This is a genomic window from Lacinutrix sp. 5H-3-7-4, from assembly GCF_000211855.2.
Taxonomy (GTDB): Bacteria; Bacteroidota; Bacteroidia; order Flavobacteriales; family Flavobacteriaceae; genus Lacinutrix.
Genome location: NC_015638.1, coordinates 2,333,308 through 2,356,227, shown reverse-complemented (window position 1 = coordinate 2,356,227; position 22,920 = coordinate 2,333,308). Strand labels below are relative to the sequence as shown.

The window sequence follows — 22,920 nt, the reverse complement described above, 5'->3', positions numbered from 1 at the left end:
ATATGTAAAAACCAATAGACTAAAGTAAACATTATTTTTGTTTTCTTCTATCTATAACCATTACTGGTTTTCTAGACATTTTAGGAAATTGTATTTTTTGAATTTGCTCTTTATCGCAAAACTCAATACTTGGTGATACTCTTAGCTTAGCTCTAAAATGATCTTTAATTTTAGCTAATAATGCTTCAGAATTATCATTTTTTGTTGCTATTTTTATTAAAATCTCGTCTGTACCAATGGCATTGTGATATATTTCTATAACATACGTTTTTACTTGATCAAAATCATTAAGAATATTGTTCATTGCTGGTGGATACAATGTTGTGCCCTTATACTTAATCATTTGCTTTTTTCTACCTACTACTGGTCCTAAGCGCATTGTATTCCTGCCACAATTACAAGACTCTGTATGTGCTTTAACAACATCGCCCGTTTTAAAACGTAATAATGGCATACCTTCTACTCCTAAAGTTGTAATGGTTAGTTCACCATCTTCACCTTTTTTAACAGGATTGTTATCATCGTCTAAAATTTCGGCAATAATGAGCTCTGGATGATGGTGTCCTCCATTTTTGTTTCCACACTCTGTAAATGCTGTATTCATCTCTGTTGAAGCATAGGTTGAAAACAATTGTATATCCCAGCTTTTTTTAATTTTTTTCGCTAATGGATTTAATGAAAAATCTTGTTCTCTAATAGGTTCTCCAATACAAATAGCGCCTTTAATTCCTGAGGCATTTACATCTATATTATTATTTTTAGCGTACTCTATTAATTTTAGAAGAAAAGATGGAACTACAATTAAATAGCTTGGTTTAAACTTTAATATAGAATCCCATTGCAATTCTGGAATTCCTGCTCCTACTCTTATTATTCCTGCTCCTAATTTTCTTGCTCCTAGAAAATAGGCTAATCCAGCCATAAAACGCCTATCTATTGTTGTCATTAACTGTAAAACATCATTATTAGTAACTTCTGCACATGCAAAAGAAATAGCTTCGTTATAGGCTAAGCGCTCTAAATCTTTATCTGTTAATGCAAATGTTACAGGATCTCCTAAAGTACCTGAAGTAGTAACATAGTCTACTATTTTATTTCGCTCTACACATAAAAAATCATCATTATGTATTTGCAATTGATCTTTTGTTGTTACAGGAATTTTTGATAAATCTTCTATTGTTTTTATATTAGAAATATTGATGTTATGCTTAAAAAAAATCGTTTTATAATATGATGAATTTTTATTTAAATACATTAATAACTCTTGAAGCTTTTCTTCTTGAAATGCTTTAATTTCTTGCTTTGATGCTTTTTCTATTTCAGGAATCATTAATTTAATTTTCTATTTATCTTTTGTATATAATGTGCTACCATTTCTTTATCTGGAACTGTAGTAATCTCTTTAGTTAGTGCTGTTTCAAACATTTGTAATGCTGCTGTTAAATAGCCTTTATTATAATAGTATTTACCTACTAAATAATATGCCTTCCAATAATTAGGATTGGTTTCTATTACATTAGTTAACAGTTTGTTTTCTACTTTTAGGTCTTTACTTATTGCTTTTTCTAATGTACGACTAAATGTTCTATAGCTTTCGTAATCGCTATATGCTTTAGTATATAAAAACGCATCTTTTTCTATATTTAAGGCTTGATTTGAAAGTTGCAACTTATCTACATCACTAAATACTTCATTTAAATTATATGCTACAAATTCGCCTAATTGATATGGGTTTGAAGATACCCAAACTAATAATTCTGAAGGTTTAAAAACAATACCATGATGTGCCAATAATTGGTTTAAAGATTTTTCATTACCAAAACCTATGTTTTTATTATTTAATCCTTCTTTATTTCTTAAAACTGCTATTGCTTTTTTTACAGTTAGTTTATTATTAGTATTTAACAACTCTTGCATTCTCTCATAACGGTATTGCGAATGACTTTCTGCTTTATGTTTTATATTGTTTTTATCATTTTTATATGCATTGCTTTGAAAATGATTGGAACAAATTAATTGTCCAGTATTTGGGCTTTCGTAAACACCAAAGTTTTTAGGTGATACTTCTATTGTAATGGCTTTGTTGTCTATAGCACTACCTATAAATATTGATTCTGACACGAATACTTCTCGTTTTTTTGCTATTGCAATGGCTTCGTCTATATTTTTAGCATATTGTAATATCTCGCGTGTTACTATAGATATTGGTGTTTTTGCTACTAATGGAATTTTAGATTTTCCTGCATTAATTGTAACTGTTAATCCATGTTCGTTCATTCCTGAAACTACACCAATCATTCCGGCCCAAGTTACAGACATAAATTTATACCCATTTGTAGGCTTTACAAATGCTATAATTTTATTTTTAGCAAAATCATCTCCTGCATAGAAATCAAAATTTCTTCCTATTATAAGGTTTCCATCTTTAGTATTATTATCCCAGGCAGCAAAAGATGAGCAACCTACTAAGGCTAAATCTTGTAGCGCATGACCAATATCATGCGCACTGTGTAGATATAGTATACGCAAATAGTTATCTGCAATATGTTTATAATCGCTAGCGGCATATTGTGATAAACCATAAATTTCTGCTTTGTATTCTTCTGGAACGTTTAAATACATTTTACGGTTATACCATGCTAACATTTTTCTTAAAAGCCATTGTTTAGTTTTTGATGGTACCAACTCATTAACTTTACTTAAAAAAGCATGTTCTTGATATTTAAATAATTCTTTTGTTAATAAACCTGTTGTTAAGCCTATTTGGTATGGGTTACCTTCTACATACATTTCCCATTGCCCTTGTTTGTTTTTCGATAAAGTATTGGGACCAGAAATAAATGTAGAGTCGTTTTTTTGTATACGTTCGGCTATATTTATTTTATACAGCGAGACATCTGGTATATCCTTAAGGGATTTCGAGACACCACAAGACAATAAGCTTGTAAATAAAACAAGAACTGCCAAAAACCTAAAACCATAAAACTGCTTTTTAAACATTACTTTTTAATGGCTTTATTTGTTTTTTTAATAGCTAAAGTATCTTTATAGTCTATCCATTTTTGACCTCTAATTCTTCGCATTACATTCTCAAAATTTCTCATAAAAGCTACGTTATACAACATTTTTAATGCTGTTTTTGGCTTTTTTGTAAAGGCTCTAAGCGTCATAGAGAAGCTTCCGTTTAAATACTCTATATAATGCCAATAACCACTTGGCATATATAATGCTTCGCCATGACTCATTTTTGTATGGTAACCTTCTACATATTGTAATGCCGGATATTTTTCAAAATCTGGATTACTCATATCTATGGCTTCTAGATTATGTACTGCGTATGGAATTTTATAAAGGTATTTGGTTTGTTTTGGTGAAAATAATGTTACTTCCTTTTCGCCATGGAAATGAAAATGCATTAAATCTGCCAAATCCATATCAAAATGCGCCAAGACTTTAGAGTTCTTGCTTCCAAAAAACATAACTGGCAGCCGTTTAAAAAATTTTAAACCTATGTCTGGATATTTAAAGTCGTTTGCTAAAACAGGCATTTTTTTTATTAAATCGAAAAAGAAAATTCTTAAATCTGTTGGTCCTGCTTTTATAAGCTCTATATAATCATAGAGTTTCATGTGTTTTGCTGGTTCGGCAGATTTTTGAGTCCCTTTTGTTGGTTTACTATCGTATAGCGGTACAACTTGATCTCCTGCAAGAGATTGTATGTAGTTTAAATTCCATTTTTTTAAAGCTGGCCAATCTTCTGTTAAATTTTCTATTAACACTGGTTTTTGCTTTTTATAATATTGCGCGATAAAATCTTTTTTAGAAATAGATTTTACACGTTCAACTTTTGATAATTTAAATTGTCCCATACTTAAAAGTTTAAGTTGTTGTATTCTCGAAATTATATATTTTGTCTAGCAAATATTCTTTATCAACAATCTCCAAACATGTAATTACAGCACTAATTGTTACGCCTAAAATACCATGCATACTTATACTTTGTCCTGTTAAATATAAATTTTTAATTTTTGTTTTTGGAGATAAGTGTGAGTACAAAGGTTTTTGAGCATCTTTTGCATAGCCATACATTGCGCCTTTATGGCTACCTATATAATCTCGGTAAGATAACGGTGTAGAGGTATAAACCGATGCTATACATTCTCTAATATTTGGATATTTTTTTTCTAACTCGTCTATAAACTTTTCTGCTTTTATTTTTTTAAACTCTTCGTATGTTTCGCCACGGTCATTTTTTTGAGCAACTGTATTGTGTGTGTTTTCCCATTGCTCTACTTCCTCATAATGCATATAAGTCATGGCTGTTAAGTTATCGCCATATTCTTTTTGGTTTTTGTGGTATCCCATAGATACCATATAACCTTCTGGCCAACTGTGTTGTGTGTACTCTAAAGCAGACCAAATTTTATTAGCATTTTTATAGTGGTAATAATTAAAATTTTGGTACTTAAAAGTATTCTTTTTTAAAACTATATATAAGCTAAATGGTGCTATTGTAGCTTCAATTTTATTAATTCGTCTTGCATAAGGCTTTTTAAAACGTTTTTCGCCTGCAAACTTTAATGTTGTTTTAGGTTCTATATTTGAAATAAATAGGTTGGCAAAAAACTCATCTCCTTTTTTTGTTTTTACAGTTTCAATTTCATCGTTTTCATTAAATGTAAACTCACAAACTTCTTGGTGATTATATACTTCTCCTCCATATTTTTTAAGAGATTTTATTAATAACTTTGTTATTTGGCTTCCACCGTTTACACACCTGTAAGAACTTTCTATATAAGAGTTTATTGCCAATGCATGTACGTATAACGGTGTTTTATATTGGTCTCCAGCGTAAAGCGTGTTAGATCCTCCTAAAACTGCACGTAGTTTTTTATTGGGTGTTAAATCTTCTAAATATTTTTTTATTGGCAACTCAAAAGCATCTCTATCTCCATAGTTTCCTTTTCCTTTCTCGAGTGAGTACAAAGGGAATTTTGCACAGGTTTCTTTTATTTTATCACAATAGGACCTTATAGCTTTTTCTTCATCTGGAAAATCGGCTACTAAAACACGTATAAAATTCTCGTAACCTTGTGCGTGTTTATATTCTTTTTCATCATCATCAAACGTGATAACATCAAAACCATCTTCGTCTAATTTTTGAAGTTTTAAATCGTTCATTATTTCAATGTATTTGAAATATTGATAAAGATTTTGTCCTGGTTCTAATCCACCAATATAATGCACTCCTGTATCAAAAATTGTTTTATCTCTAGCAAAGGTTTGCAGGTTACCACCGTATTGATTGTTTTTTTCTAAAACACAAACTTTTAATCCTTCTTTAGCTAGAATGATTGCAGACACAAAACCACCTAAACCGCTTCCTATTACAACAACATCGTAATGTTTTTGCTTATTATTTTTTTCTTTAGACAATAGTAATTGTTATTTGTTTTTATTTAAAATAATTAAATCTGTATTAGATTTCTTCACTGTAAAACCTAAATTTATAATTGTTTGCTGGTACTGTTTTACACTTTTTTTAAGTAAGAAAAACATTGATACCTTTTTAGAGATTTCTAAAATTTCTTCAGCTTTTAAATCCTCATTATTAATAATAGCAATATCACTAGTTGTTACTATTAAGTCTTTAACTGTATTACAAACATTAATTTTATAATCGTAATTGGTTATAAAACTGTGAGCTACAATTTTAGAAACTTCAGAATCTTGAATATGTGTATTTATTGTACGTTCTGGTCTATCTAAAACTAATAAAAAGTCTAACTGCCCATAAGCTTTAGAACTATGTATAATTTTACTTTTACTTGGTAAAGTGTCTAAAATAGTTTTATATAATTTTGAATTACTATTTAAATCTTTTTTTACGGTTTTAAAAAGCAAATTACCTTTATAACGATACTCTTGTAAAACTAAGTTATGAAAATAATTTTTATGTTCTATTTCAGTTCTCAATTTATCTAATTCGTCTCTAAAATATGCTCCAATTTTTCTAGTTTTAACTGAATAATTTTCACCATATTTTTTAGAATTAAAAGGAATTCTATCTAAAACTTTAAGTGTTATGCTTCCGTTTTTTATAACAAAACTACCTTTAGGAAGCACTTCAGAATTACCATGAATTACAACCGGTACAATATCTAATTTAAACTGTTCTGCTAGGTAAAATGCGCCTTTATGAAAACGTTTAACCTTATTAGTTGTAGAACGCGTACCTTCTGGAAACGCGATTAAACTATAACCTTGATTTACTTTTTTTTGTAAATGAGACACTCCATTTTCAATACCACTAGAAACAGGATAAAAACCGGCTAGTTTTACTGCTTTACCAAAAACGGGAGAGTTATAAACCCAATCGTTTACTAAAAAAACAAGTTTTGGGTGTAGCATACCAATGGCAAGAATATCTAAAAAAGAGGTGTGATTTGCAATTATTACAGCTTGCTTTTTAAAAAATTCGTTATTTGGATTTATTATTTTTTTATCTACAAACCAATTAGTATAAAGTACAGATTTTTTAAACTTAGAAAGCACCTTATGGAACCATGGCATTTTTTTCTTTTTACTAACTGGTACAATTTTAACCAAAAAAACACTTAAAACCGATAGTAATGCACCACCAATACCAAAGTAACCAAAAGAAATTACCGAGTGTAATAACAGCCTTAAACTTATTGGTCGTTTGGTTTTACTACCTATAAAAAGTTTAAATAGTAAAGGTTGTAATGTAAAGGCTATTATTAATGCTGAAACAATGCCTACAATTGAAACTAATGCAATAGAATGTAACGCTGGATGTTTTGCAAATACTAATACACCAACACCTAATATTGTTGTTATTACAGATAATATAATTGAAATTTTATGAGTAGGTAAAGCTTTTTCTCCTGTTTTATACTCATGCAATAGACCGTTTGTTAAAAAAATACAATAGTCCACACCTAAGCCAAAAATAAAAGTTGAAATAATTATATTAAAAATATTAAACTTAATATTAAAAAGTCCCATTATACCTATTGTAACTAGCCACGTAAGCGCTATAGGAATCGCCGTAACTAAGGTTAATGACAAGCTTTTATAATACAATATTAACACTATTAAAACAACGATTAGAGAGTATAAAACCAAACTATTAAAATCTGTTTTTAAATTCCCTAAAAAGGTCTCATTCATTTGCTGGCGGTCAATAACTACTATTTGTGAGTTATTTTTAAAAGCTGAAATTACTGTGTTTAAATTTTGCTCTTCTACTTTTACAAGTGTTGCTACAGTTGTAATTTTATCGCTTTTTGTTATATAATCTGAAGTTGAAATACTCTGCAAAGCAGAAAAATCTTTAGCTTGTAATGTATTAAAATTACTATTCAACAAAGTGTAAAACTTGTTAAATGTTGCAGGTTTAAAACCATGAATATTACCACTGGAAACTAAATTATTTTTTGTGGTTTCTATTCTAGCATCTGTCCAAAATTGATTCCACAATTTTACTTTCTGTTCTTGTAATTTATTAGATTTTAGTAAACTCGCTATAGAACTAAATTCTATAATTTTATTTTCTTTTTTTAATATGTTTAAATTAAAATAAGCAAAATCATTAGCTTCTAAAGCTTGTTGCTCTGTGTCTCCAAAAGCAACAATATATATTGATTTTGAAGACACGTTTGTTAAGGCGTCTAAATTTTTTTCGGCTTTTAAAAATGATTCGGGTTGATAATTTAAACTGGCTAAATCATTATTAAAAGTAACCTTGTTATAGGTAAATAAACTAACCACTAATAGTAAAGTAATAGTGATTATAGCAAATTTATTTTTATGTAAGTTATACGAAGCAACTTTATCTAAAACCGTTAATTTTTGTTTATTTTTTACGGTATTTTTATATACTTGAGGTATAAATAATAACGCAAAAACTGAAGCACTTACCACACTAACTGCTGCAAAAACACCTAAATCCTGCAATGCCTGAGACTGTAAAAACAATAAACATAAAAATGCTAATGCTGTAGTTAAACTACTTACTAATATAGGCTTTGCGATTTCTTTATATAATGATTCTATACTATTATTGCCTCTGATATGAGTTAATATGTGTAAAGAATAATCTAGAGTAACACCCAATAAAACAGATCCTATACCCAAAGATATTGCAGATACACTATCTCGTAATATATATAATGTTACAACTGCAAATAAACCTCCAATAACTGTTGGAAAAAAAAGTATAAAAGGTATTAGTAATTTTCTGTAAAACAGAATTAATATTACAAGTAAAACTGTTAAAGCAATACTTATTGTAAACTGTATATCTTGCTTAATTTGGTTTGCATTAGCAACAGCAATTAATGCTCCTCCATAATACTCTACTTCTACTTTATTTTTAAATGAAGTATTAATAGTTTGTTTTATGGTATTTAATATTTCTGAGAAAGCAGTATTGTTATTCGTGTCTGATGATGCATACTTTGGAGTAATAAATAACAATAAATTATTATTATCCTTACTTACTAAAAACCCATTATTTAAGTTAAAATCATCTCCAAAACTCAACGCTTTTAAATGCTCTAAACCTAAAAAAGAAAGTCCTAAAGGATCTTTTAAAATAACATCTTTGGCTATTATTCCAGAAGGAGAAATTAAAGTTTTATAATTAGCATTTGTTATATTTTTAATACTATCTGCTGTTAATTTTTTTTCTATTTTATTATAATCTTCAGGCTCTAAAAAAAGTGGTAAATTATTGTAAACAAAATCTATAGTTGCTAAAGCATCTTCATCTTCTACTCTACCTTGTATGTCTTTTATATATGGTTTTGCTAGATTATTAACACTATCAACAAAAGCAGTTGCTGCGTTAGTTAAACTAGCAGTTTTAGCATTTTGTTTCCTTTTAAAATTAATAATAATCTTATCTGCAAAATTGACGTTCTTTAATACTTTTTGAAATTCTTTGGATTTTGAATTGGTAGGAATAAGCTTAGTTATATCTTCTTCAAACGTAATTTTAGAAGCAAAAAAACCTAAGCTAAGAATTAATATAATTAAACCTATAAGACTTAATACACGTTGCCTTTTTAGTACTTTATATATTTTATAAAAACCACTACGCATTAGTTATCGCTAAAGGTTTTCTTTCAAAAAATTTTAAAATAAAATAACCTAAACATCCAAAGGTTATTGCACAAATTACTGCTAACGAAAAGCTACCTATTAAATAGGTCTGCAAATGTGTAATTACCTCAAAATTATCTATCATTTCGCTCATACTTTGATTGTTTTTTTCACCCATAAAAAACTGTCCTACTTTTACACTTGCATACAAAACAAAAGGTATAAATGGAGGCAAACTTACATTAGAAAATGCAAAAGCAATGGCTTTATTAAGGTTGAGGGAAACTGCTAAAAATAAAACAATAACAGTGTGAAATCCCCAAAAAGGAGATAGACCAATAAAAACACCTAAGGCTATAGAAAGTGCTTTTTTTAAAGGAGAATCATCTTGACCTAGAAAATCTTCTAAAAAAAAACGTTTAATGCCTTTTTTTTTTAAATTTCTAAAAAGCTGTCGCGGTTTATAAAAAAATATAGCTAAAATCACAAAGTATGTATTAATTATACTTACTCGCGTAAAGTCTCTAAATGGTCTAAAATGTGATACACGTTCATCTTTATCATATAGAACTTTAACTGGTACATTAAAAACATCAATACCTTTCCAAGCTGCTTTTACAATAATTTCAATTTCGTATTCAAATTTATTTGTTACCAGATTTAAAGCATTTACTGCTTTTAAATTATAAAGTCTATATCCAGACTGGGTATCGGTTAATTTAATACCTGTTTCAAACCAATACCAAAAGTTAGAAAATTTATGCCCAAAACTACTTTTACCAGGAATGTTTGCTTGTTCCATATTTCTAGCACCTACAATAATAACATTATCGTTTGCAGCATTTTCTAAGCCTGTAATAAAATTATGTAAATCGTTTGGATAATGTTGCCCATCTGAGTCTATTGTAATAGCAAAGGTATAACCTAAACTTTCTGCTTTTGTAAATCCTTCGCGTAAAGCATTACCTTTTCCTTTATTTTCTGGAATATGTAATTGTTTTACTGTTGTATAATTTTCTAAAATTTGTGGTGTAGCGTCTGTAGAACCATCATTTACAATTAGTAAATTATCTGTGTATTCTAAAACACCGTCAATTACTCGTTTTAATGTAGCAGCATTGTTGTATGTTGGGATTAACACACATATATTTTGCTTTTTAAATTTAAGATTTAGTAGTTTTTTTTCCACTATAAACATTAATTAATAGGTGGCGCTAAACTAATGTTTTTTATTGATTTGTTAAAAACTGTTAAGAAAAATGTATAATCTTTTATTTTATATTATTCTTTTCTTCTTTAGAAAACGCATTAGACTGTAAGATGTATTCTTTGATATGTGATTTTAAGTACGTGTCTTTTATAGTATTAAACTGGTTTAAAATAAAATATTTATCTTCTTCCATATTAGCTTTATATTTTAAAAGTTTTGGTGTATTCTCTTGAATACCAAACCTTATAAAACGTGCTTCAATATTATTTGGTGCCTTATTAATTGCATATTCAACAAGTTCAACACCTTTTATAAAACCTTCTTTTTTTTCTTTTATAGTTTTTTTTGTTTTGGCCATCATGGCTGTTGCCGCACCTTTATAAGCAACTAAAACTACATTATCTGTTTTTTTAACAGTGTCTAAACTATTGTAAAAAGCTTCTATTTTAGCATCGTTTTGTCCTGCTTCTTTAAATGCCAAACGTACTTCTTTAATATTAAGTGTTTGCAGGCTTAAAAAAACCGATGTTATAAAAAAAAAGAGTTTCATATTGTATTTATTTTACTGTAAATAATGCACTCAATTTTAATGCCACAGTATCTTCAAACTTAGTTACATTTTTTACTTTATAACCTTCATCTGTTTTAGTTATGTCTAGAGTTAGATCTAAATTTGGCGTAAGTTCTGGATTTATTATTGCCATAAACTTAATATTACTTGAGGTTTGCATAAATAAATTTTTACTTACTACTTTTTCTGTAAGTTCTTTTATTATTTGCATCATACAAACTCCAGGTGTCACAGGATTGTTAGGAAAGTGCCCTTTAAAAATCTCGTGATTCTTGTTTATTTTAATGTTAGCAGTTGTTTTATTTTCAACTGTTTCTATTGTATTTACTTTATAAAAATCTTGTAATTGCATGTATTAAAAATCAAATTTATAGGCTGCACTTACTTGAAATACAGAGTTTGTGTAATAATTGTCGTTATCGTAATAATAATCATCGTAATAATAGTCGTCGTAATAATAGTCGTCTTCAACATTTACAATACCTTGCTTATATCTCGCTTCTATTGCCAAACCAAATGAAAACTCATATCCTATACCTGCAAAAAACGAAAAATCTATTGGTGTACTTTCAAAACGCGTATCGTTTACTAAAATATCTATAGATGGTCCAACAATAAAATGAAAACCATGATCTTTAGCCGCAACAAAAAACTTATTTGCAATACCTAAAGTTAAATAATTAAGGTTTAAATCCTCGGTTTGATATTGAGTTCCAAAAGTAGGATTATCACCATTTATAAAATTTGAATTATATGTGCGTACGCTTGTACCTTGTTGAGAGTAACCTGTTTCTAATTGCAACTCATAAAAACGAGTAAAATCGAAATTTACAAATGCAGCGGCATTTATACCTTGTAAAGATTCTGAGTCGTTAATACCTTGAACTCTAGAATTATTTATACCTAATTTAACTCCTGGTCTTATTTTAACTTGTGCAAAAATTGATGCTGTGGTTAAAAATATAACTAAAAGTAATACTGCTTTTTTCATAGTTAGTTTATTGATTTTAGACTTATTATTAATTTAATGTTATTGTGAATAATATTAATTTCTTTTGCAATATTATCACTAATTTTCGAAAATGTATATGTGATTTTTTCTTTTCGTCCTTTGGTTTTTATTATTTTATTTAGATGATCCTTTTTGTAGTAATAGTGTGGCTTATTATTTACTACAGCTTTATAAATTGTTGTATTTTCTTGGGTAAAGTTAGCTGTGCTTTTTAAAGTTTTGGTTATTAATACTCTAAAATCTTTCTCTAAAATATTTATTAAAATTTTTCGATCCAACTCATCTAAAATAGAATTGACTTTAAATTCATTTTCTTTAAAAGAAAAATCGAAAAGTTTATTCCCCATTTCTGTTGTAAAAACAATGCGATGTTCTTGAGCTGAAATTTTTTTAACTATAAAAATACCTCCAAAACTATTGTTGTAAACCTCAATGTTTGCTTTATAAACATAATCTTTTTCGGGATTAGAAAAATATGGGTTTATAATTATGGTTTCCTTAATTTCTGAAGACTGAAAATGTTGTGATTTAGAATAAGAACCACAAGACATTAATAATAAAAAAATTAAACTAGTGAGTAAATACCGCATTTGGAAGCGTTTTATTAATCTCTTTATTTGTAAATACAATTCTTGTAAAATCGTTAGATGGTTCAATCATTTTCACCTCTATTACATCTCCATTTGTATTAAATGTAATATGAAAAGATTTAATGTATTTAGCCATTTTTTCATCTTTTGGATTAAAATAAACTAAACTGTTTTCTCCAAATGTAAAATATGAAATATTAAAAGCTTCTTCGTTAAACAAATCTCCTTTAACACTTGCTATAACCAAATTATTTAATTGTTTAAACATTTTATTAGAACCTATATCTACCTTAGATTTATTACCATTATCGTTTATATAAAGTGTTTTTTCTTTAAAAATCACCACATAAACAAAAGGCTTAACATACTCCCATTTTACAAAATCTGGTGCTTTAAAATACATTTTTCCAGATGTTTCTATATCATTATCTAAAAAATCTAAATGCTTGTATTGTACAAAATCACTAGTTATTGTTTTAGAGTTTTTTGCTAATGTTTTAACTTTTGCCTGTAAAGCTTTTGCATTAGCTGCACTCATTTTTGTTTGTGATTGCATTACAAAAACTGAAAAGAAAAATATAATATATAAATTACGCATAAGCCTTAATGTTAAACAAAGTATCTATAGTTACAGATTGTAAGTTTTGTTTATGCAAAAATAACAATAACTGTTCCAAAACAAGAACCGATTTCTCACTACTATCATGCAGTAAAATAACATCGCCCTTTTTAAGGTTTTTTGTTATTTTTTTTATTATAACTTTTGATGACAAAAATGAAGTATCAAAAGATCTAGTATTCCAACCTATACTTTGTAGTTTTATTTTTTTTAATGCTTTCTTTATTTGTGGATTTGTGACACCAAATGCCGGCCGATAAAGTTTTAAATTAACAGCGCCTATAGTTTTAGCAACTGTATTGGTTTGTTTTAATTCTAATATTACCTGCTGCGTTTTAAAAAAACCAAACTTTTTTGAATGTGAATACGTATGGTTACCAACAGTATGACCTTGAGCTATAATAGTTTTAAATAACTCTGGATTAGCTTCTATATTTTTGCCTACACAAAAAAATGTAGCCTTTGCATTATATTTTTTAAGCAATGCTAAAACTTGTGGTGTAAACTCGGGATTAGGACCATCATCAAATGTTATGGACACCTGATTTTTAATTGTATTTGGGCTAGAGTTTAATGATTTTAAGTGGTAATTCCAGTCTATGTTAAAAGATCCCAATGCTGTTATAACAAACCATAAAAAAAGCCAAATAAATAAAACAAAAAGCGGAAAACTATTTACAAATAACAAAATAGTTCCACCAACTAAAACAGTTATAAAAAATATATCTATTTTCCTTTTTAGCATTGTTTCAATACTGTAAAACTATGGTTTTTTCCACGGTATTGATTGTATAATAATATTGTTCTATACTGTTTTTTATCTGTTGTATTAAGCTTAGTAATATTTGGAATGTGTTGTGATTTTAATATTCTTGCCGCTAACCAAAAACCAAAAGATGATGCCGTGTTAAACTCACCAGATAAATGTTTATAGTATACTTGTTGTGTGTCTTTAAAAGCTTCAGTAGTAAGTTTATTATAAAAACCATCAAAATTTACATCACCGTTATTCCCTAAAACAATAACATCTATATCTTCTGCTTTCAAATTATTTTCAGCTAAAAACAATTGTGCTTCTGTGGTTATATTTTTTTCAGCTAATGTATTGTATGTTTTTAATGCTATTACTTGTGCATAGCTTGACTCTTTTTGCTTGTTAGTTAATACAAAAAAACCTGCGCCTTCACTAAACACTGCTCCTTTGGTGTTACTTTTTAATAAATTATTAGAGCTTACCGCATCTGGTTTTATGTGGTCTACTTTTTTGTGAATTGCTACTGTGTGATCTCCTAACTCATCTACACCACCAATTAAAATTGCTTGAGCTTCATTTAATTCTAACTGCATTTTTGCATCTAGTAAAGCAGACTCAAAAGACACGCTAGAATGTACATAAGTAAAATTATAGCCTTTGCAACCAATCTCTAAAGCTATTTGGCCACCAACAGTATTATGAGTTGACTGTATAAAAGATGTTGGTGTTAAGTATTGCTCATTATTATCAATTATTCCGCTTACAAATTTCTCTGAGTCACGAACACAGCCCATTCCTGTTCCTGTTATAATTGCATCTACATTTTCTAATCCTGCTTCTTTTAATGCTAGTTTTGAAGCTACAACTCCCATTTTTATTCCTTTTGCCATACGTCGTGCTGCCGCTGGCGGAATAAAATCTTTATAAATAGGATTTACAACATTTAAAACAGTATCATTATACTCTATCACATCGTCTAAGAACGTTGAATTATCAAACGTTTTTTGAGGCGTTATAGCACAAACACTATTTATATATACTTTTTGCATTAGGCTTCTTTTGAAAATATAACGGTTGAACAATTACCTCCAAATCCAAAAGAATTAGACATAATAACATTTAATGGTTTGGTTTTTAAAGTAAGTTGTGGTGTAATATTAAATTCCTTCATCTGGGTTTTAAAGTTAAGATTTGGATATATAATATTGTTTTGTAAAGCTAAAACAGAATATACAGCTTCAATACCACCAGCTGCTGCTAATGTATGACCTGTATAAGCTTTTGTAGAACTAAAATCTGGTACTTGTTCTCCAAATACTCTTATAATTGCACGACCTTCAGACAAATCATTATTTCCTGTTGCGGTTCCATGTGCATTAATATAATCTACATCTTTAGCTTTTAATCCTGCTACTTGTAATGCCTTTTGCATTGCTAATGTTGCGCCATCACCATTTTCTGATGAGGCTGTTTGATGGTGTGCATCGTTAGCATTAGCATAGCCTTTTACGTAGGCTAATACTTTTTTATTTTCGGCTTTTACAACAGCATCAGACTCTAACACCAAAAACGCAGCAGCTTCACCTAAATTTAAACCTTTTCGGTTTTCATCAAAAGGTGTGTTATAAGTATCTGAAAGTATCATTAAAGTTTTAAAACCGTTAATAGTAAATTTAGACAAACAGTCTGTACCACCAACAACCACACGTTCTAACTGTCCTGTTTTAATTAATCTAGCACCAAACATAATTGCATTTGCTGCAGATGAACATGCTGTACTAATTGTAGTTACCAGTGAACTTTCTATACCTAGTTGTTCAGCTATTTTTTGAGAAGAATCTCCAGCATGATGACCATCAATATACTTTCTAGGTTCACTTTTAGTTAAGTATTCGTAATAATGGTTTTCGGTTTTATCCATTCCGCCAACACTTGTTGCCGAAATTAAACCTGTTTTGTATTTATTAATATTAGTAATTTGAGCATTTTTAACAGCTTGTTTTGCTGCAACTGCACCCAATAATGCTGTTCTTGAGTAATTATTATTTTTATCAAGACCAAGTTGTTTTTCAAAAGCTTTGTTTGTGGTTGCTATTTCTCCAACCATAATTACGTCTCTGTGAATAGTATCTATTTTTTCTACCTTAGTGATGCCTTTTTTTTCATCTATAAGGGATTGATAGTTTTCTGCAACATTGTTTCCAATGGCAGATATTATTCCCATTCCTGTAATTGCTACGCCTTTACTCATATTACTTCCCTACTAAAGCAGGATTATTATTTACTTCTATTTTCGGCAATATAAGCTGCCATAGTATCTATAGATTGAAATATTGCACGGCCTTCTTTTGGGTCGGCTAATTTTATTCCGTAGTTTTTATCAAGCATAACTATTAATTCTAAAGCATCAATAGAATCTAATCCTAATCCATCGCCAAATAAAGCATCATCATTACCAATATCTTCAGAAGTCATATCTTCTAAGTTTAATTGTTCGATAATGTTTTCTTTTAATTCTAATTTTAAAGCGTCCATATTATATATTGTATAATTTTTCTATATTATTTTTTGTATGCTCAATTTCACCATTTGGTGATACCAAATATAAGTAAGCATCGTAATTTTCTCCATCTAATTCTACCCAACCACAAAGCACCTGTTCGGCTTTATTATTTTGCAATAAATTATTTGAATACAGTGATAAATGTTCTGCATTTAAGCTTTCAAATATAAAAAAACTATTTTCAGAAAACAGTTTATATTTTATACTTATCTCACCAATACAAATATTTGGTAACGTGTAAACAAAAACTGCAGGACTTGGAAAGTAATCTTCTTTATTTTGAATAGCTTTTTGATGTTTTCTATCTGTATCTAAACTTGAAGCGTTATTTGATAAAATAACCGCTATATTATTCTCTTTATCGGTATCTAAAGCTTCGTTTTTTAATAATACATCGGCAGCCAGAAAAGCAAGTTTACTTAGCCTATCCATTTTAAAAAACTTAGGGTATTTTGAGTCTAAAGCTTTATAAGCACTTTTTATGAAGGTTAAAAACTCCTGTTCTTTATTTTCAAATACTACAGTGTTATTAAGCATAATTTTATTATCCTTAATACGGCAATACGATTTTATTTTATATGAAATTCCCATTAGCTGTATTACACTTTTTTAAAAATTACTGCAGTATTACATCCACCAAAACCTGAAGCTGTTTTTAAAAATGTTTTTAAAGGTTTTTTTTGAGTTTTAGAAATTACATTTAGTGCTTTTGAAACACCCAGTTCACTAAAACCTAAAGATTTATAAAGTGTATTATTATATAAAGAATGCATCCCAACAATAGTTTCTAATAATCCTGAAGCGCCTAAAGTATGACCAAAATAACCTTTTAAACTATTTATTGGCACATGACTTAAACCAGACCTATTAAATGCTATAGCTTCCATTTCATCATTAAACAGTGTTGCTGTTCCATGAGCAGAAATATAATCTATATCCTTATGCGTAATTTTTGCTTGTTTTAATGCTAAAATAATACTTCTATACAAACCTTCACCAGTTCGCGATGGTCCAGAAATATGGTTTGCATCGTTACAAGAACTTTCACCCAAAACTTCTACCGCATCTTTAGATAGTTTGTTTTTATCTTTTGTTACTAAAACACTTGTTGCAACTTCTCCTATATTTATTCCGGTTCTGTTTTTATCGAAAGGTTTACATGGTGCATTACTTAATGCTTGAAAAGAATTAAAACCAGATAATATAAATGCTGTTACGATATCTCCGCCAACAATAAACACGTGATCGTATTTTTCTTGTTGAATAAAACGTTTTGCGATAGCTACAGACAAAACACCAGAAACACAAGCATTTGAAACTATTACAGGTTCGTTTTTAAAGTTAAAAAAGGTTTTTAAAGTATTACCTAGTGCACTTAAATAAGCTCTACTTTTGTTAAATATTGAGTGTTCATCTAGAGCATCTATATTACCTTTTGTTGTAGAAATTATAAGCCCAACCTTATCATTTATTTCTAAATTTGATGCTTTTACAACTTTAGATAATGAGCTTATCATCATTTTTTCTAAATGTGTAAATTCTCCTTTAGGTTGTTGTTTTAAAAACTCTCTTTTTAATGCTTCTCTATTTATTAAAGATGAATAAAAATTATTTGGCAAAATAGCTTTATCATCTACTAATTTTAATCCAGATTTTTCTTCACTAATAGCTTGTACTACTGTTTCACTGTCGAAACCAAGTGAAGATGTTATGTTATTGTATGAAACGTAAATATTACTCATCTAGCAAACCTACTTTACGTTTCCAATCTAAAAAAAACTTTGGTGCTACTAATTGCAATTCGCCTTCATTCATTTTTTCTCCTACATGCGATACAAAAACTTGTGTTGTAGAGCCTTCGCAAACCACTTGATTTTTGGCATTAAATATTTGATATTTAAATACCATTTTAGCAGCATTAGAGTTTATAAATGTTGTTTTTATTGTTGCAATATCTCCATAAAACAATGGCAATTTATGTTCTGTATTTGTTTTTACAATTGGTGTTGTAAAACCATATGCTTTTTGGTCTAAATATGAAATACCATGTGCACGCCCAAAAGCTTCGCGACCATCTTCAAAATACTGTATATAGTTACCGTGCCAAACAATGCTTAGTGGATCGGTTTCTGCAAAACGAATACGTATTTCGCTAGTATGAGATATTTCTTTTATTTGGGTTTTAGACAGCATATTTTTTTTCATTGTAGATTATTGCAAATGTAGTTGTTGCTAAAAAAAATAATAGTAACAATCCTATTTCTGGTAAAATATCTATTAAAGAACCATGTCGTAAAAATACATCGTAAAACGCATTTAGTCCCCAATTCATTGGTGAAATATGAGATAACATTTGCATGAATTCTGGCATAATAAAAACGGGTACCCAAACTCCTCCTATCGCTGCTAATATTACAACAAATGTAGCGCCAAACGGTGCAGATTGCTCATGTGTTTTTGCTACTGTACCTAATAATAAACCTAAGCCTATTGCTGCTAAACCTGCAAAAAATGCGACTAAAAATAATAATGGTAATTTTCCCGAAACATCTAATGTTGGTAAACCTATACTTGGAAAAAAATAAACACCTATAAGTAGCATGAATACAAATTGTAACATACATACAATTAAATAAACAGCTGTTTTACCTGCCAATACAGTGGCATAAGACACTGGATTTGTACGCAATCTAACAAAGGTTCCTTGATTTTTTTCTTTAACAACATTTATTGATAGAGGAACAATTATAAAAAATATTGCAAATAATGACCATGCTGGAACATTGTGTTGTACAGAATTTGGTAAAACAACTTCTCCTTCTTTTTCTAATGGAACTTCTTTAAAGCTTATAAAATTTTCGGTTTCAAAAATTGTTTCTGTAGGATCATCTGTTATTTGAGATTGAAAGGCTTTGTAAATTGATTGCGTTTCTATGGTAGCAATCATTTTATCAATTCCGTTTTTTACAGAGCTTTTAAAGGTTTGTTGTGTTGCTGGATCAAAATACAAACGCACTTCTTTTTTTTTAATTTTAATTTTTTCTTGCGTATTGTCTTCTAAACCAAACTTTGCTATAATCTCGTTAACATTTTGGTTTACTTTAGCTTCTAAATCCTGTGATAATTTTTCAGGAATTATAATTGCTAATTGGTATTTACCTTTAAAAACTTGCGCTTTGGCTATACTTTCTTTTTTTTCTTTAATAATTTGAAAAGCACTAGATACTTGAAGACCTTCTATTATCGTTTTTGCAACGTTTCCATTGTCATTATCTACTATTAATATAGGTATTTTATTATCGCTTATAGTTTTAAAGGTGCTATCTTGTATTAGCGTTATTGTAATAATTAATACTAATGGCATTACAAAAAGTATTACCATCCCGCCAAAATCACGCGTTAATAGTCTAAATTCTTTATATGTTGACGCTAAAAATCTATGCATAATCTCTAAGGGCTTTTCCTGTTAATGTTATAAAAACATCTTCAAGATTATGTGCGTCTTTTTCTGCAGCTATTAATTGCTCTGGTTTTCCTTTTATAATTATTTTACCATGGTCGATAATGGCTACTCTAGTACAAAATTTTTCGGCTTCATTTAAATGGTGCGATGTATAAATAATTGTTGTTCCTCTTTCATTTAATTCTAAAAGGAATTTCATTATTACATTTTTAGATTGTACATCTACACCAACAGTTGGCTCATCTAAAAATAAAATTTTTGGCTCGTGAAGTATACTTGCTATTAAATTTATACGACGTTTCATACCTCCGGAAAACGAGCTTATTTTTTTGTTTGAAAACTCTAAAAGCCCTAAAATCTCAAGTGCTTTGTTTATTTTATTGGTTAGTGTTTTTCCTTTTAAACCATACATACTACCAAAATAGGTTAGGTTTTCGAAAGCTGTTAAAGTTGGATATAGAGCATATTCCTGAGGCACAATACCTATAAGCTGCTTAAGCTTGGTTTTGTTTTTTTTATAGGTTAATCCATTAATAGAAAAACTTCCAGATGTTGGTTTTATAAGTGAGCACAAAAGTGAAATAAGTGTTGTTTTCCCAGCTCCGTTAGGGCCTAAAAGTCCAAATATTTCTTTTTCTTCAATGCACAAGTCTAAATTAGATACTGAATAATTTTCGGCATCTTTATATTTTTTAGAAAGTTGTTCTATTTCAATCATATTAATTCTAAACTGCTTTTTTTAACGTTGTAAAAAATGCTTTCTCTTTATCTGCTATAATTTCAAGTTGATTTGCAATATCATTATAACCATCGACTTTAGAACTTCGGTTTCTGTAAATTCTTGATGCATCTACAGCAAAATCTCTCCATAAATCACCTATTAGTGTCATCTCTTTAGATAGCTCTAAAAGTTTATCATTATTTAATACTTTACTTGCTTCTTGTAAAAAAGCTGCAAAAATATACCTAAAACCGCCACCACCAGTTCCTATTTCTTCTTGCATACGTACAATTTGCCCTAGATAGTGATTTGCTTTTTTTGTACCTTTAGTTTTAGGCCATTTTCTAATTAGTTTTGCTGTATATTTTATGCCTTTAACTCCAATTACTGGCATTGGTGCTAACATATCTCTACAGGTATGTTTTATTCCTTTTACTATAGCTTTTTCTAGGCTTAACTCTTTTGGGAAATCTACAGGATAATACATGTGACCTTTTGGAGCTAAAGCGCCTTTTGCAAAACGTACTTTTTCTAACTCTTTATCTGTTAATGTGGTAACAGTTTCCATTACCGGATCGCTAATTAAATAAGTGTTTTCATTTTTTCCATAAACAACTAGGTTATGTGCATTAAAGTGAAAACGATACTCGTCTGGAAAATAAGTTAACCCAAAAACTCCTACTTGTAAACCTACTGGATTGTTGTCTTTTAAGTTTTTATCTAAAACAGCTTTAGCGTCTTTGGAATTTTTAAATTTCTGGCGTTTAATTTTTATACCTGTACGTTTAGCAAAGCGTTTAAAAATTGTACCTGGCATTGAGCGATATGAAAATGATGGTGCATGGTTTACCTTTAAAAAAGGAATATAACAAAACAATAAACCGCTACCAATACCAAAAGCCATAGGCTCACTAATATTGAAACCATTATGTTTCATTAAATTAGAAATCACACCATTTTCGCAATGTGCTGTTTGATGATGTGTAAATTTAATTTCCATTTGGCAATGTTATGTCTTTTAATTGATTACAGTTTATATTAAATACATTGGCATACTTTTGCAATGTTTTTTGAGGTAATTTTTTAAAAACCTTTGGCTTAAAATGGCGTTTTACTTTCCATTTCCATAGCCCCACATAGCTTGATAAAATATTAATATCCATTTTATTGACTTCCATGTAATATTCTATTGGGCTTGTTTTGTTTTCAATAACACGTTGTCTAGCAGCTTCAATACGTTCGTTAATATCTTCTATGGCATTATTTAAAGCTATGGTTTTAGGGTCCCAACCTGTAGAGTTTACTGTGATATAGTCTCCGTTTTCGTCTACAGCATAGCACAACTCTTTAATATTTGAGTCTTTTAAATTACTTTTATCTTGTGGTACTTCACTATTTTTCATTAGGTAATTCTTGAATAAATAAATTCATTTCACAAGATAGCAATTCTTTTTCTTTGGTTTTAATTACACATTCTAAAGCACAAATACTGTAATGGTCTGCATCAAACCTAGATTTTAATTTTGCTTGAGAGTATATTGTTTGGTCTACTTCTGGGCAACTGTTTACTGTTACTTTTTTTATGCCACTTATAAAACCTATTAGCTTTGTTCCTGTACCTTGAGTATCATCATCTTCAAAATAACTTTTTCCTACTATAGCAGAACAGGTTTGGGCTGCATTTTCTATTAAACCAACCTCACTAAAATTAGCATTTTCGTCTAAGAAAATACAGTTTTTATTTATATAGAATTCTGTAGAGACATAATCGTCTTCTAAAACCATGATGCGATCTACCATTAAAAATGGCGCTCTGTGTGGTAAAAATTTAGAAATGTCTAATGCCTGTATATTATTCATCACTAACTATTACAGTTTTCATTTCGGCTTTTGCGATAAGTGTTTTATTACTATCCCAAACGGTTGCCTCTACTAAACTAACTCCCATAAATTCGTGTAATATTTTAGCTTCGGTAGTTATCGTCTCTTCTATTTTTGGAAGCTTGAAAACTTCGGCTTTTTTAATTGCTCCTATATATCCTAGTGGCGCTTTTTCTCCTTTTAAAAAGAAATCGTATCCTGTATGTAATGCTACGGTTTGCGCCATATTCTCTATTATTCCAGGTTCTAGAAAAGCTTCATTGTCTGTAAATAAATTACTTTTTGAGATCTTTAAACTTGAAACTATATCTGTACTAGAGAATGCCAACAAAGTATCTACCATTGTGAATGGCTCTTTTTGCGGTATTAAATGTTTTATATCTTGTAATGGTAGTGATTGACTCATA

The 22,920-nt window shown here is 29.2% G+C and carries 24 protein-coding genes; all 24 read right to left on the bottom strand.

Translation table 11 applies throughout. The annotated features are described in order from the left end of the window. Window positions 1-31 precede the first annotated feature (31 nt). Entirely contained in the window at window positions 32-1,330 is a 1,299-nt protein-coding gene (locus LACAL_RS10555; RefSeq protein ID WP_013870723.1) for a phenylacetate--CoA ligase family protein, read from the bottom strand. Next, window positions 1,330-3,000, bottom strand: coding sequence for an acyl-CoA--6-aminopenicillanic acid acyl-transferase (locus LACAL_RS10550; protein WP_013870722.1), 1,671 nt, complete (start codon window positions 2,998-3,000; stop codon window positions 1,330-1,332). Before LACAL_RS10550 ends, LACAL_RS10555 begins: the two co-directional genes overlap by 1 nt. Next, on the bottom strand, window positions 3,000-3,869 hold the full coding sequence (locus LACAL_RS10545; RefSeq protein ID WP_013870721.1) for a cupin-like domain-containing protein: 870 nt from the start codon (window positions 3,867-3,869) through the stop codon (window positions 3,000-3,002). The genes LACAL_RS10550 and LACAL_RS10545 overlap by 1 nt, the downstream gene beginning before the upstream one ends. Before the next feature lie 10 nt (window positions 3,870-3,879). Then, a complete protein-coding gene (locus LACAL_RS10540) occupies window positions 3,880-5,436 on the bottom strand; it encodes an NAD(P)/FAD-dependent oxidoreductase (protein ID WP_013870720.1) in 1,557 nt (518 codons plus the stop codon). A gap of 9 nt (window positions 5,437-5,445) precedes the next feature. After that, window positions 5,446-9,129 carry an MMPL family transporter gene (locus tag LACAL_RS10535; RefSeq protein WP_013870719.1) on the bottom strand — a complete coding sequence of 1,228 codons (3,684 nt, stop codon included), beginning with the start codon at window positions 9,127-9,129 and terminating at the stop codon, window positions 5,446-5,448. Beyond that, complete coding sequence (locus LACAL_RS10530) at window positions 9,122-10,327, bottom strand: DUF2062 domain-containing protein (RefSeq protein ID WP_013870718.1); 1,206 nt, start codon at window positions 10,325-10,327, stop codon at window positions 9,122-9,124. The genes LACAL_RS10535 and LACAL_RS10530 overlap by 8 nt, the downstream gene beginning before the upstream one ends. 73 nt (window positions 10,328-10,400) lie before the next feature. Then, the gene (locus LACAL_RS10525; RefSeq protein WP_013870717.1) at window positions 10,401-10,889 is read right to left on the bottom strand and encodes a hypothetical protein; all 489 of its coding nucleotides are present in this window, start codon (window positions 10,887-10,889) and stop codon (window positions 10,401-10,403) included. Between the two features lie 7 nt (window positions 10,890-10,896). Further along, window positions 10,897-11,262 (bottom strand): 3-hydroxyacyl-ACP dehydratase, encoded by a 366-nt coding sequence (locus LACAL_RS10520; RefSeq protein WP_013870716.1) that lies wholly within the window; start codon window positions 11,260-11,262, stop codon window positions 10,897-10,899. 3 nt (window positions 11,263-11,265) lie between these two features. Further along, window positions 11,266-11,901, bottom strand: a complete 636-nt coding sequence (locus LACAL_RS15055) for an outer membrane beta-barrel protein (RefSeq protein ID WP_013870715.1) — start codon at window positions 11,899-11,901, stop codon at window positions 11,266-11,268. Between the two features lie 2 nt (window positions 11,902-11,903). Continuing rightward, window positions 11,904-12,512, bottom strand: a complete 609-nt coding sequence (locus tag LACAL_RS10510; protein WP_013870714.1) for a hypothetical protein — start codon at window positions 12,510-12,512, stop codon at window positions 11,904-11,906. Next, the gene (locus tag LACAL_RS10505) at window positions 12,493-13,110 is read right to left on the bottom strand and encodes an outer membrane lipoprotein carrier protein LolA (RefSeq protein ID WP_041301473.1); all 618 of its coding nucleotides are present in this window, start codon (window positions 13,108-13,110) and stop codon (window positions 12,493-12,495) included. Before LACAL_RS10505 ends, LACAL_RS10510 begins: the two co-directional genes overlap by 20 nt. After that, window positions 13,103-13,876 (bottom strand): polysaccharide deacetylase family protein, encoded by a 774-nt coding sequence (locus tag LACAL_RS10500; protein ID WP_013870712.1) that lies wholly within the window; start codon window positions 13,874-13,876, stop codon window positions 13,103-13,105. The genes LACAL_RS10505 and LACAL_RS10500 overlap by 8 nt, the downstream gene beginning before the upstream one ends. Further along, window positions 13,870-14,934 (bottom strand): beta-ketoacyl synthase N-terminal-like domain-containing protein, encoded by a 1,065-nt coding sequence (locus tag LACAL_RS10495; RefSeq protein WP_013870711.1) that lies wholly within the window; start codon window positions 14,932-14,934, stop codon window positions 13,870-13,872. Before LACAL_RS10495 ends, LACAL_RS10500 begins: the two co-directional genes overlap by 7 nt. Then, entirely contained in the window at window positions 14,934-16,136 is a 1,203-nt protein-coding gene (locus tag LACAL_RS10490) for a beta-ketoacyl synthase (protein WP_013870710.1), read from the bottom strand. Before LACAL_RS10490 ends, LACAL_RS10495 begins: the two co-directional genes overlap by 1 nt. A gap of 26 nt (window positions 16,137-16,162) precedes the next feature. Further along, window positions 16,163-16,420, bottom strand: a complete 258-nt coding sequence (locus LACAL_RS10485; RefSeq protein ID WP_013870709.1) for a phosphopantetheine-binding protein — start codon at window positions 16,418-16,420, stop codon at window positions 16,163-16,165. 1 nt (window position 16,421) lies between these two features. After that, entirely contained in the window at window positions 16,422-17,039 is a 618-nt protein-coding gene (locus LACAL_RS10480; RefSeq protein WP_013870708.1) for a hypothetical protein, read from the bottom strand. 8 nt (window positions 17,040-17,047) lie between these two features. Then, window positions 17,048-18,190, bottom strand: a complete 1,143-nt coding sequence (locus tag LACAL_RS10475; protein WP_013870707.1) for a beta-ketoacyl synthase — start codon at window positions 18,188-18,190, stop codon at window positions 17,048-17,050. Then, window positions 18,183-18,653 (bottom strand): thioesterase family protein, encoded by a 471-nt coding sequence (locus LACAL_RS10470; RefSeq protein WP_013870706.1) that lies wholly within the window; start codon window positions 18,651-18,653, stop codon window positions 18,183-18,185. The genes LACAL_RS10475 and LACAL_RS10470 overlap by 8 nt, the downstream gene beginning before the upstream one ends. Continuing rightward, window positions 18,631-19,893 carry an ABC transporter permease gene (locus LACAL_RS10465; RefSeq protein WP_013870705.1) on the bottom strand — a complete coding sequence of 421 codons (1,263 nt, stop codon included), beginning with the start codon at window positions 19,891-19,893 and terminating at the stop codon, window positions 18,631-18,633. The genes LACAL_RS10470 and LACAL_RS10465 overlap by 23 nt, the downstream gene beginning before the upstream one ends. Next, window positions 19,886-20,629, bottom strand: a complete 744-nt coding sequence (locus tag LACAL_RS10460) for an ABC transporter ATP-binding protein (protein ID WP_013870704.1) — start codon at window positions 20,627-20,629, stop codon at window positions 19,886-19,888. The genes LACAL_RS10465 and LACAL_RS10460 overlap by 8 nt, the downstream gene beginning before the upstream one ends. Window positions 20,630-20,636: 7 nt before the next feature. Continuing rightward, entirely contained in the window at window positions 20,637-21,632 is a 996-nt protein-coding gene (locus tag LACAL_RS10455) for a BtrH N-terminal domain-containing protein (RefSeq protein ID WP_013870703.1), read from the bottom strand. Beyond that, a complete protein-coding gene (locus tag LACAL_RS10450; RefSeq protein ID WP_013870702.1) occupies window positions 21,622-22,035 on the bottom strand; it encodes a hypothetical protein in 414 nt (137 codons plus the stop codon). The genes LACAL_RS10455 and LACAL_RS10450 overlap by 11 nt, the downstream gene beginning before the upstream one ends. Next, window positions 22,025-22,492, bottom strand: a complete 468-nt coding sequence (locus LACAL_RS10445; protein ID WP_013870701.1) for a beta-hydroxyacyl-ACP dehydratase FabA/FabZ — start codon at window positions 22,490-22,492, stop codon at window positions 22,025-22,027. Before LACAL_RS10445 ends, LACAL_RS10450 begins: the two co-directional genes overlap by 11 nt. Next, window positions 22,485-22,919, bottom strand: a complete 435-nt coding sequence (locus tag LACAL_RS10440; protein ID WP_013870700.1) for a hypothetical protein — start codon at window positions 22,917-22,919, stop codon at window positions 22,485-22,487. The genes LACAL_RS10445 and LACAL_RS10440 overlap by 8 nt, the downstream gene beginning before the upstream one ends. Between the last annotated feature and the right edge of the window lies 1 nt (window position 22,920).